Source organism: Dickeya oryzae (assembly GCF_020406815.2).
GTDB lineage: Bacteria > Pseudomonadota > Gammaproteobacteria > Enterobacterales > Enterobacteriaceae > Dickeya > Dickeya oryzae.
Map to the genome: position 1 here is coordinate 961,185 of NZ_CP162670.1, position 11,746 is coordinate 972,930.

The 11,746-nt window shown below is 56.1% G+C and carries 8 protein-coding genes; 7 read left to right on the plus strand and 1 reads right to left on the minus strand.

All coding sequences use genetic code 11. The features are described 5' to 3' along the window. Nucleotides 1-300 precede the first annotated feature (300 nt). The 6 genes from LF929_RS04055 (at nucleotide 301) to LF929_RS04080 (ending at nucleotide 7,450) form a co-directional block, all read left to right on the plus strand. Nucleotides 301-1,653, plus strand: coding sequence for an MFS transporter (locus tag LF929_RS04055; protein WP_038905480.1), 1,353 nt, complete (start codon nucleotides 301-303; stop codon nucleotides 1,651-1,653). Between the two features lie 20 nt (nucleotides 1,654-1,673). Beyond that, complete coding sequence (locus LF929_RS04060; protein WP_210176193.1) at nucleotides 1,674-3,035, plus strand: enolase C-terminal domain-like protein; 1,362 nt, start codon at nucleotides 1,674-1,676, stop codon at nucleotides 3,033-3,035. Nucleotides 3,036-3,050: 15 nt separating this feature from the next. After that, a complete protein-coding gene (gudD, locus tag LF929_RS04065; RefSeq protein WP_016940429.1) occupies nucleotides 3,051-4,391 on the plus strand; it encodes a glucarate dehydratase in 1,341 nt (446 codons plus the stop codon). 86 nt (nucleotides 4,392-4,477) lie between these two features. Continuing rightward, complete coding sequence (gene garL, locus LF929_RS04070) at nucleotides 4,478-5,248, plus strand: 2-dehydro-3-deoxyglucarate aldolase (RefSeq protein WP_019846169.1); 771 nt, start codon at nucleotides 4,478-4,480, stop codon at nucleotides 5,246-5,248. Nucleotides 5,249-5,322: 74 nt separating this feature from the next. Next, nucleotides 5,323-6,207, plus strand: coding sequence for a 2-hydroxy-3-oxopropionate reductase (gene garR, locus LF929_RS04075; protein WP_038905477.1), 885 nt, complete (start codon nucleotides 5,323-5,325; stop codon nucleotides 6,205-6,207). A 100-nt stretch (nucleotides 6,208-6,307) separates the two neighbouring features. Next, nucleotides 6,308-7,450, plus strand: coding sequence for a glycerate kinase (locus tag LF929_RS04080; RefSeq protein ID WP_038925813.1), 1,143 nt, complete (start codon nucleotides 6,308-6,310; stop codon nucleotides 7,448-7,450). Nucleotides 7,451-7,576: 126 nt separating this feature from the next. Here LF929_RS04080 and barA read toward each other — a convergent pair whose 3' ends face one another. Further along, nucleotides 7,577-10,345, minus strand: a complete 2,769-nt coding sequence (barA, locus tag LF929_RS04085; protein ID WP_038905474.1) for a two-component sensor histidine kinase BarA — start codon at nucleotides 10,343-10,345, stop codon at nucleotides 7,577-7,579. A gap of 60 nt (nucleotides 10,346-10,405) precedes the next feature. On the opposite strand from barA, the gene rlmD reads away from it, so the two are divergent. Then, on the plus strand, nucleotides 10,406-11,740 hold the full coding sequence (rlmD, locus tag LF929_RS04090; protein ID WP_226092480.1) for a 23S rRNA (uracil(1939)-C(5))-methyltransferase RlmD: 1,335 nt from the start codon (nucleotides 10,406-10,408) through the stop codon (nucleotides 11,738-11,740). The last annotated feature ends 6 nt before the right edge of the window (nucleotides 11,741-11,746 follow it).

The following is an 11,746-nucleotide window of genomic DNA, read 5'->3' on the forward strand; positions in this document are numbered from 1 at the left end:
TGCGATGGCAAAAAACGGTGTTTTCGTGAAATGACTCCCAATCGGTTGGGCGATTGCCATAATCCATGTTGGATGTGGTGGTGATTGTTGTGCGCCTGTCCAGTGAGGTGACAGAAGCTGCCCTTTATAATCGTTTCCAGAAGTCTAAGAGGTCCGTGGTTTATTTTTGCTGTTCTGTTTTTTCTTTGCTCAGGTTTCAAACCATTACCGACTCTTGATTTCATTCTGGTAACTCAACCTTACATTGTGTTGTTATTCGGAATGAATGAGCTAACCGCTATCTGAAAGTAGGAGTTCATCATGAATACCGTCAGCACAGCAGCAGGCGTATTACAAAAGAAAACCAACGCCCGTTACTGGATTGTCGTGATGCTGTTCATTGTCACGTCATTCAACTATGGCGACCGAGCCACGATTTCTATCGCGGGTTCCGCCATGTCCAAAGAGATTGGTCTTGATGCCGTCGGCATGGGCTATATCTTCTCTGCGTTCTCCTGGGCTTATGTTATAGGCCAAATCCCTGGCGGCTGGCTGCTGGACCGTTTTGGTTCCAAGCGCGTGTACTTCTGGAGTATTTTCACCTGGTCGTTGTTTACCCTGCTGCAAGGGTTTGTAGACCTCTTCCACGGCTCGGCCATTGTGATTTCGCTGTTTATGCTGCGCTTCATGGTGGGGCTGTGTGAATCCCCGTCTTTCCCCGGTAACAGCCGTATCGTGGCGGCCTGGTTCCCGGCACAGGAACGTGGTACCGCTGTCGCCATCTTCAACTCCGCGCAGTATTTCGCCACCGTTATCTTCGCCCCCATCATGGGCTGGCTGACGCATGAAGTGGGTTGGGCGCACGTGTTCTGGTTCATGGGCGGCCTGGGTATGGTTATCAGCTTCCTGTGGCTGAAAGTGATTCATGACCCGAAAGATCACCCCGGCGTGAACAAAGCTGAGCTGGAATACATCGAAGCCGGCGGCGCACTGGTCAACATGGATGCCTCGGCGGCGAAAAAAGAGGTCGCTCGCGGTGAGAAGTGGCACCAGATTAAACAATTACTGACTTCCCGCATGATGATGGGCGTCTATCTTGGCCAATACTGCATCAATGCGCTGACCTACTTCTTTATTACCTGGTTCCCGGTGTATCTGGTTCAGGCCCGTGGCATGTCGATTTTAAAAGCCGGGTTTGTGGCATCGATTCCAGCCATCTGCGGGTTTGTCGGCGGCGTGCTGGGGGGCGTGATTTCCGATTATCTGATGCGTCGTACCCAGTCGCTCACCATTGCCCGTAAAACGCCGATTGTGCTGGGGATGTTGCTCTCCATGTCGATGGTGATTTGTAACTACGTCACCACGGAATGGATGGTCATCGCAGTGATGGCGGCAGCGTTCTTCGGTAAAGGTATCGGCGCGTTGGGCTGGGCGGTGATGGCGGATACGGCACCGAAAGAAATCAGTGGCCTGAGCGGTGGTCTGTTCAACATGTTCGGCAATATCTCCGGCATCGTCACGCCGATTGCCATCGGTTATATCGTCGGTGTGACCGGTTCCTTTAATGGTGGGTTGGTGTATGTGGGTGTCCATGCGTTCGTCGCCATTTTGAGCTTCCTGTTCATTGTGCAGGACATCAAACGTATCGAACTGAAACCTTATAAACCCCAGTGATGTCGGGTAAGGACGAGAAAATGAGCAGTACGCAAGATACCCCTGTTATTACTGAGATGACCGTCATCCCCGTCGCCGGCTATGACAGCATGTTGCTCAATATCGGCGGTGCTCACGGGGCCTATTTCACGCGCAATATCGTGATTCTCAAAGACAACGCCGGTCACACCGGCGTCGGTGAAGCCCCTGGCGGCGAGGTGATTTACAACACGCTGATGGCGATGACGTCACAGGTCGTAGGGTCGCAGGTCGCGCGTATGAACCACCTGGTGCATCAGGTTCACAAAGGCAACCAGTCTTCGGATTTCGATTCGTTCGGCAAAGGCGCCTGGACGTTCGAATTGCGGGTCAACGCTGTCGCCGCACTGGAAGCCGCCCTGCTGGACCTGTTGGGGCAGCATCTGAATGTGCCTGTCGCCGAATTGCTGGGGCCGGGTAAACAGCGTGATGAAGTCACGGTACTGGGCTACCTGTTCTATATCGGCGATCGCACTCAAACCGATTTGCCTTATCTGGAAGGCGAACAGGGTAAACACCCGTGGTATCACCTGCGCCATCAGCAGGCGATGAACAGTGAGTCGGTGGTCCGGCTGGCGGAAGCCGCGGCTGATCGCTACGGCTTTAAAGACTTCAAGCTCAAAGGTGGCGTACTGCCGGGTGAGCTGGAAATCGACACCGTGAAAGCGTTGAAAAAGCGCTTCCCCGATGCCCGTATCACGGTGGACCCGAACGGTGCCTGGCTGCTCGATGAGGCTATCCGCTTGTGCAAAGGCCTGAACGGCGTGTTGACTTACGCGGAAGACCCTTGCGGCGCGGAACAAGGTTTCTCTGGCCGTGAAGTGATGGCGGAATTCCGTCGCGCTACCGGGTTGCCGGTCGCGACCAACATGATTGCCACCAACTGGCGCGAGATGAACCACGCGGTGATGTTGCAGGCGGTGGATATCCCGCTGGCAGACCCACACTTCTGGACCATGCACGGTGCGGTACGGGTTGCACAACTGTGTGACGACTGGGGGCTGACCTGGGGTTGTCACTCTAATAACCACTTCGATATTTCGTTGGCGATGTTTACCCATGTGGGGGCCGCGGTGCCGGGTAAACCGACCGCTATCGACACCCACTGGATCTGGCAGGAAGGTCAGCACCTGACCAAAGAGCCGCTGCAAATCGTTAACGGCAAAATCAAGGTGCCGGAGCGGCCGGGGCTGGGCATTGAGCTGGATATGGCGCAGGTAATGAAAGCCCATGAGCTGCATAAAAAACTGCCGAGTGGTGCGCGTAATGACGCGGCGGCAATGCAGTACCTGATCCCCGGCTGGACATTTGATCGCAAACGCCCGGTATTCGGACGCGAGTTACCTAAGAATTCTACGTTTTAACAGAAGGAAATTACCATGACGTCGCAAAGTTCTACCCCGGTTATTACCAGTATGCAGGTGATTCCTGTTGCCGGGCACGACAGCATGTTGCTGAACCTCAGCGGGGCGCACGCACCGTACTTCACCCGTAACATCGTGATCATTAACGACAACGCGGGCCATACCGGCGTGGGGGAAATCCCGGGCGGTGAGAAGATCCGCCAAACGCTGGAAGATGCTGCGGCGCTGGTGGTGGGTAAAACGTTAGGCGAATACAAAAACGTGATGACTGCGGTACGCAACCAGTTTGCCGATCGCGATGCCTCCGGCCGTGGTCTGCAAACCTTCGACCTGCGTACCACCATTCACGTGGTCACCGGTATCGAAGCCGCCATGCTGGACCTGCTGGGGCAGTTCCTGAACGTACCAGTGGCAGCGTTGCTGGGCGATGGTCAACAGCGTGACGCGGTAGAAATGCTCGGTTACCTGTTCTATATCGGTGATCGCAACAAAACCGACCTGCCGTACCAGAGCCAGCCGAATGACAAATGCGACTGGTATCGTCTGCGCCACGAAGAAGCATTGACGCCGGAAACGGTGGTGCGTCTGGCTGAAGCAGCGTACGAGAAATACGGCTTCAACGATTTCAAACTCAAAGGCGGCGTGCTGGCCGGTAGCGAAGAGGCCGAAGCGGTAACCGCGCTGGCTAAACGCTTCCCGCAGGCACGTATTACGCTCGACCCGAACGGTGCCTGGTCACTGGACGAGGCGATTCGCCTGGGTAAACAGCTGCGCGGTGTGCTGGCTTACGCTGAGGACCCGTGTGGTGCCGAGCAGGGCTTCTCTGGGCGTGAAGTGATGGCAGAGTTCCGTCGCGCTACCGGTTTGCCTACCGCCACCAACATGATAGCTACCGACTGGCGGCAGATGGGGCACACCATTTCCCTGCAATCTGTCGATATTCCGCTGGCGGATCCGCACTTCTGGACCATGCAAGGATCCGTGCGTGTGGCGCAGATGTGCCATGAATGGGGCCTGACCTGGGGTTCTCACTCCAATAACCACTTTGATATTTCACTGGCGATGTTCACCCACGTGGCAGCGGCAGCGCCGGGCCGTATTACGGCTATTGATACTCACTGGATTTGGCAGGAGGGCAACCAGCGCTTGACCAAAGAGCCGTTACAGATTGTCGGCGGCATGGTGGAAGTACCGAAGAAACCGGGTCTGGGTGTCGAGCTGGATATGGAACAGGTCATGAAAGCACATGAGCTGTATAAAAACATGGGGTTAGGCGCACGTAACGACGCCGTAGGCATGCAGTACCTGATCCCTAACTGGACGTTTGATAACAAACGTCCTTGCCTGGTCCGTTAATCCATCACGGTTCGTTAATTATCGTAGGTTGTTAATGAAGAGCGCCGCTTCATCCGGGGCGGCGCGGTAAAGAGTAAGGACAAAACATGAAGACGCCACTGTTGCCTAACCAATTTCGCCAGGATTTACGTCAGGGCAATACCCTGATCGGTTGCTGGTGTGCGCTGGCTAATCCGATTTCCACCGAGGTATTGGGGCTGGCAGGGTTCGACTGGCTGGTACTGGACGGCGAGCACGCGCCGAACGACATCAACACCTTTATTCCGCAACTGATGGCGCTCAAAGGCAGCCACAGCGCGCCGGTGGTGCGTCCGCCCTGTAATGAGCCGGTGATTATCAAGCGGCTGCTGGATATCGGTTTCTATAACTTCCTGATCCCCTTTGTGGAAACCGAAGAAGAAGCCATTCGTGCCGTCGCATCAACCCGTTACCCGCCAGCGGGGATTCGTGGTGTATCGGTCGGCCATCGCAGCAATGCTTACGGCACTGAGCCGGACTATTTTGCCACCATTAACGACAACATTACCGTGCTGGTGCAGATAGAAACACAGGAAGGGGTGGACAACCTGGACGCGATTGCCGCGGTCGATGGCGTGGACGGTATTTTCGTCGGCCCCGGCGACCTGTCGGCAGCACTCGGGTATCTGGGCCAGCCGAATCACCCGGAAGTGCAGAAAGTCATTCGCCACATTTTTGAACGTGCGGCAGCTCACGGTAAACCGAGCGGTATTCTCGCGCCGGTGGAAGCGGATGCACGTCGTTATCTGGAGTGGGGTGCCCGTTTTGTTGCCGTTGGCAGCGACCTGGGGGTGTTCCGTGGTGCCACTCAGGCGCTGTGCGACAAATTCAAAAAGTAATTCGGATTAATCAGGGCCGCATCGGCCGTCAACATATCTGACCATGTCTCTGAATGGACAACGAGGTTATCGCAATGAAAATTGGTTTTATTGGACTGGGTATCATGGGCAAACCGATGAGCAAAAACCTGATTAAAGCGGGTTATTCATTGGTGGTGCTGGACAGAAATAGTGAAGCCGTTGCCGAAGTCATCGCAGCGGGTGCCAGCGCGGCGGCAACGCCGAAAGCTATCGCCGAGCAGAGCGATATCATCGTTACTATGCTGCCCAACTCTCCTCACGTGAAAGAGGTGGTGCTGGGCGAAAACGGTGTGATTGAAGGCGCACGCAAAGGTGCTGTCGTTATCGATATGAGTTCTATCGCGCCGTTGGCCAGCCGTGAAATTGCCACAGCCCTGGCGGAAAAAGGCGTCGATATGCTGGACGCACCGGTCAGCGGCGGTGAGCCGAAAGCGATCGACGGTACGCTGTCCGTCATGGTGGGCGGTGATAAAGCGGTGTTTGATCGTTGCTACGACGTGATGAAGGCGATGGCCGGTTCAGTGGTGCATACCGGTGATATCGGTGCCGGTAACGTCACCAAGTTGGCGAATCAGGTCATTGTGGCACTGAATATCGCGGCCATGTCTGAAGCACTGGTGCTGGCAACCAAAGCAGGTGTTAATCCAGACCTGGTGTATCAGGCGATTCGTGGTGGTCTGGCGGGCAGTACCGTGCTGGATGCCAAAGCGCCGATGGTGATGGATCGCAACTTCAAACCCGGTTTCCGCATCGATCTGCATATCAAGGATTTGGCGAACGCGCTGGATACCTCTCACGGCGTTGGAGCGCAACTGCCGCTGACCGCTGCCGTAATGGAAATGATGCAGGCGCTGAAAGCCGATGATCTGGGCGGTGCCGATCACAGTGCGCTGGCTCGTTATTATGAGAAGCTGGCGAAAGTGGAAGTCACTCGGTAGTCGACAAGGCGGCGTCGGCATAACGCACGCCGCCTGGTTGACGGAACATTTTGATTAGCGCCGGTTCTGCAGCGCGGGTAGTTGATGACGCGAGTCGTTTATGAAAATAGTTATCGCACCGGATTCTTACAAAGAGAGCTTATCCGCCCAGGAAGTGGCGACGCAGATTGAGGCCGGTTTTCGGGAGGTGTTCCCCGAAGCCTGCTATGTGAAACTGCCGGTCGCCGATGGGGGAGAGGGAACCGTGGAGGCCATGGTGGCGGCAACCCGCGGTAAAATCATCAAAGTGAACGTCACCGGTCCGCTGGGCGATGATATCGAAGCCTTTTTCGGGCTGTCTGGGGATGAAAAAACGGCGTTCATCGAGATGGCGGCCGCCAGTGGACTGGAACGGGTGCCGCCGCATCTGCGCAATCCGCTGTTGACCACCAGCTATGGCACTGGCGAGTTGATTCGCAGCGCGCTGGATCACGGTGTGCGTCACTGCATTATTGGTATCGGCGGCAGCGCCACCAATGATGGCGGCGCGGGGATGGTGCAGGCGTTGGGCGCGCAGTTGCTCGATGACGCGAAGCAGCCGATAGGTTTTGGCGGCGCGGAGCTGGCCCGGCTGGCGTACATTGATACCCACTCGCTTGACCCGCGTATTCAGCAGTGCCGTTTCGAAGTGGCGTGTGATGTCACCAATCCATTGACTGGCAAGCAAGGGGCTTCGGCGGTGTTTGGGCCGCAAAAAGGTGCCAGCGAAGCGATGGTAGAACAGCTGGATAAGGCATTGCAGCATTATGCTGGCGTTATCCGCCATGACCTGGATATCGATGTCGAGCAGGTGCCGGGAGCCGGTGCTGCCGGTGGGATGGGCGCGGCGTTACTGGCGTTCTGCGGCGCGGAGTTGCGCCGAGGTATTGAGATTGTTACCGAAGCGCTGGGGCTGGATGAACTGGTCAAAGATGCATCGTTGGTGATAACCGGTGAAGGCCGTATCGACAGCCAGACCATTCACGGAAAAGTGCCGATTGGCGTGGCGTCTGTCGCCAAACGCTACCATAAACCGGTGATCGGGATTGCCGGTAGCCTGACGGCCGATGTGGGTGTGGTACACGATCATGGTCTCGATGCCGTATTCAGCGTGCTGTACACCATTTGCTCGCTGGAGGAGGCGTTGGACAACGCTGCCAACAATGTGCGTATGACGGCGCGCAATATCGCCGCCACCATCAAACTGGCACAGACCATCGCCTGAGCCACTAACTCATTACGGGCCGTCAGTCGGGCGGCTTATCAACCGGCAGGCGCTGCCTTTGTCTGCGACGCCTGCCTGATGGGAAGTCGGGGCGTCGAGCCTGATAACGCTTCCCGGTGAACGTATTCAGGCCGAGATCTCAAGTCGTTTCCGTGCGGCTTTTTCCACGTTGGTCATCTCATCCATCAATTCCAGCCATTCCGGCTCCAGTTCATCAACGGGCAGGCCTTTGCGTAGCGACTGTTCAAGGTAGTGGCAAATCTGTTTGAGCCGTGGCACACCGCTATAACTGCAACTGCCGTGCAGTTTATGAATAATATCGACGAGATTATCCGGTGGATTGCCAGCCAGCACCGCGTCTATCTGCTCACGTACTTCGGGGAGAAAGTCGAGCAACATCGCCAGCAGGTCACGCGCCAGATCCGGCTTACTGGCGGCCTGTCGTAACGCCAGGTCCCAGTCCAGTGACAAAGGCAATGGTGTGGCCACCGTTGGCGGTAACACGGTCACTTCAGGTTCGGGCTTGCTGGTATGGTGCAGCAGTGTCTGGCGCAGCATCTGTTCATCAATCGGTTTGGACAGGTAATCATCCATACCGGCCTGTAACAGCACTTCGCGCTCACCGCTCATGGTATGTGCGGTGACCGCCACAATCGGGGTTTGTGCGTGTTGCGGCAACCGCCGGATATGCTCGCTGGCCTGTAACCCGTCCATACCCGGCATCTGAATGTCCATCAGGATGATATCGAGGCGGTTTTCCTGGGCGCGAGCGATCGCATCAGCGCCGCTTTCACACAAAATGATCTTTTCTACCTGTTCTTCCAGCAATGCACCAATCAACTTCAGGTTAGCGGGGTTGTCGTCGACCGCCATCACGCTGAGCGGTAACCGCTGGAGTACTGTGGCTGGGGGCGGCAGGGCCTGTACCTCTTCGCGAGGTTCCTGGCTAAACAGATTAGTGTCCTGCAACAGCGATAAGAGCCGTGGAGCGGTAATTGGTTTGCTCAAACTGGCATGGACGCCGAATGCCTTCAGTTGCTCGGCTTCCATTTCCGCCAGGCTGGGCAGAGCCAGGATGACGCGTGATGCCAGGCGGCAGAAGTCGCGAATCAGTGGCGTAAAATCCAGCAGCGTATTGCGATAGTGGATCGGCACGCCTATCAACAGGATATCGAAGGTGCGTTCCGGCAATTGCTCCAGCGTCGGGCTGTAGCTGACGGTGAGCGGTGTATGCACCAGAATGTCCAGCGTGGCCTGAGCCGCTGCCGGGTTGGTTTCCACATAGGCCAGGTGTTTACCCTGCAACGGCGCAAAGTGATAATCCGGTTCCAGCATATGTGGATTCAATGTCAGGTTGACGGTGCACCAGAAGGTGGTGCCCTGATTGAGCTTACTGTGGAAGCTGATATCGCCACCCATCTCCCGAACCAGTCGCTGGGTGATCACCAGCCCCAGACCGGTGCCGCCATGCTGGCGTGAAATGCTGGTGTCCGCCTGACGGAACGCCTGAAATAACTGGGTCTGCTGCGCTTCGGCGATACCGATGCCGGTATCTTTAATCTGGATTTCCAGTAATACCTGCAGGTTTTCCTGTTTGCGTTTCTCGATGCGAATATCAATGTTGCCCTGCTCGGTAAACTTGATGGCGTTACCCAGTAAATTGGTAATGATTTGCTGCAAACGCAGCGGATCGCCGACAAATTGCTCCGGTACATCGTGCTGAATATTGAGTGTCAGCTCTAGCCCTTTCTCATGGGCGGTGTGCGCTAACAGCATAATCACTTCATCAAGCGTGTTGTGCAGCGAAAACGGGATATTCTCCAGCACCAGTTTCCCGGCTTCCAGCTTGGAGAAATCCAATACGTCGTTGATGATGTTGAGCAGGTTATTGGCCGAACGCTCAATGGTTTGCAGATAGTCCTTCTGGGTTGTCGTGAGCTGGGTTTTCAGCGTCTGCCGGGTAAAACCGATAACACCGTTGAGCGGTGTGCGCAGTTCGTGAGACATGTTAGCCAGAAATTCGGATTTAATGCGTGCGGCTTCCTGTGCCCGCTTTTTGGCCAAATCCAACTCGACGTTTTGAATTTCCATCTGTTCCAGCGTTTCGCGCAGGTCATACGTTGCCTGGTCGATGTTTTGCTGCATTTCCTCATGATAGGCGGTCAGTGACATCGCCATCGAGTTGATGCCGTTTTTCAGCATGTCCAACTCGCCCAGCATGTGGCCTTCTACCCGGCTGTCCAACTGACCGCGACGGATACGGTCTACGGTTTCCACCATGTTGCGGATGGGCGCGGTCACGTCACGCATCAGGCGGTAGGCCAGCAGCATGGCCACGCCCATGCAGAACAGTAACAGCATCGCGGCCATGAACATCTCGCGGTATTGCTGTAACCGTATCGTGTTTAAATCCAGTTCGACCGCCACATACCCCATGGGCGTTTGTCGGCTGACCAGCGTATTGGTCGCAAGCGGGCCTTCGTTTTCGATAGGCATCTGCAATACCAGACTTTCGCCTTCGTCTTGTAGTTGCAGCGTGGTCGGCATCGGGCTGCCTGACGGCACCTGCAACATCAAGGCGTGTGGGTTGTTCGGATTACTGGTGACGATTAACTGGTTACGGGCGTCAAATACGCTGATGGCACGCACAATGCCGGAATGATGGCGGTGCAGCATGTTGACCAGTTGCCGCAGCGATTCAGGCTGTCGTTGGGTCAAGGCATAGGCGCTGTTGGCTGCCAACGGTTTAATGATGCTGGCACCCGCGTCGGCCAACTGTTCCTGCAACTGGTTATAACGGTGGATGACGAAAAAGCTACTGAGCAACAGCCCGATCAGCATCGTTGGGGCCAGAATCAGTATCATCATTCGTGCGCGCAGACTGTATTTGGTCATGGGGTTCCAATGTGGGACAATTAAGGTCGACTATTCCATTAAATCAATGACAGCACACTTATGGCGCAATTCTACTCTCCAAACCGGCGCGTGACGACCCGGCAAACCCTTACCGTGACGGTGACCGATCTCGATCCATTCGGACAGGGAGTAGCCCGTCATCAGGGAAAAACGGTGTTCATTCCCGGCGTCTTACCGGGAGAGCAGGCCGAGGTGCAGCTAACGCAAGACAAACGCCAGTTTGCCCACGCCAAATTACGACGTTTACTGACCACCAGCGAAGAACGCGTCGCGCCGCGTTGCCCACATTTTTCCGTGTGTGGCGGCTGCCAGCAGCAGCATGCCAGCCAGCCGTTACAGCATCGCAGTAAATCGGCCGCACTGAAACACCTGATGCAACGGGAAACCGGTGAAACCGTGCCAGAGCCGGAGGTTATCGGTGCAGCGGCCTATGGTTACCGCCGCCGCGCACGCCTTGCATTATACTATCAGGCGAAAACACGCCAGTTGCAGATGGGCTATCGGCAGGCGGGGTCGCACGACCTGGTGGATATCCGCGCCTGTCCTATCCTGCATCCGGCGCTGGAAGCCTTACTGGTGCCGTTACGCGACTGTCTGGGGCAGTTGCAGGCGCAGCGGCGGCTTGGACATGTGGAGCTGGTGTTGGCGGAGCAAGGGCCGCTGGTCATTTTGCGTCATCTGGATCCGTTGTGTGACGCCGACCGGCACGTATTGACGGCGTTTGCGCAGACGCACGGTGCGTCGCTGTTTGCTGCGCCGCAAGCGGGCACGCTGGAGTGCCTGCATGGCGACATGCCGTCTTATCGTATCGCCGGATTATCGCTGGCGTTCAGTCCGCGTGATTTTATTCAGGTGAATGATGACATTAACCAACGCATGGTGGCGCAGGCGTTAGCGTGGCTGGAACTGCAACCGCAGGACAGCGTGCTTGACCTGTTTTGTGGCATGGGCAATTTCACCTTACCGATGGCGCAGCACGCGGGTCGGGTGGTGGGGGTTGAGGGTGTCGCGGCGCTGGTGGAGAAAGGGCAGGAAAATGCCCAGCGCAATGGGCTGACCCAGGTCACATTTTATCATCATAATCTGGAAGAAGACGTTACCCGACAACCGTGGGCGTCAATGGGGTTTGATAAAGTATTGCTTGATCCGGCTCGCGCCGGTGCGCCGGGTGTGATGCCGCAGATTGTGAAACTGGCTCCCCAGCGGGTGGTGTATATATCCTGTAACCCCACCACGCTGGCGAGAGATAGCAAGGTACTGATGGCGGCCGGTTATCGTTTGGCCCGGTTGGCCATGTTGGATATGTTTCCACATACCGGACATCTTGAGTCAATGGCACTGTTTTTGCTTGGTTCCGAAGGTTCGGTAAAGTAGGGAGAA

Bases quoted from the DNA above. Each gene is read 5' to 3' on its own strand.
- LF929_RS04055 (WP_038905480.1), top strand. From the start codon at position 301: ATGAATACCGTCAGCACAGCAGCAGGCGTATTACAAAAGAAAACCAAC.
- LF929_RS04060 (WP_210176193.1), top strand. From the start codon at position 1,674: ATGAGCAGTACGCAAGATACCCCTGTTATTACTGAGATGACCGTCATC.
- gudD (WP_016940429.1), top strand. From the start codon at position 3,051: ATGACGTCGCAAAGTTCTACCCCGGTTATTACCAGTATGCAGGTGATT.
- garL (WP_019846169.1), top strand. From the start codon at position 4,478: ATGAAGACGCCACTGTTGCCTAACCAATTTCGCCAGGATTTACGTCAG.
- garR (WP_038905477.1), top strand. From the start codon at position 5,323: ATGAAAATTGGTTTTATTGGACTGGGTATCATGGGCAAACCGATGAGC.
- LF929_RS04080 (WP_038925813.1), top strand. From the start codon at position 6,308: ATGAAAATAGTTATCGCACCGGATTCTTACAAAGAGAGCTTATCCGCC.
- barA (WP_038905474.1), bottom strand. From the start codon at position 10,345: ATGACCAAATACAGTCTGCGCGCACGAATGATGATACTGATTCTGGCC.
- rlmD (WP_226092480.1), top strand. From the start codon at position 10,406: ATGGCGCAATTCTACTCTCCAAACCGGCGCGTGACGACCCGGCAAACC.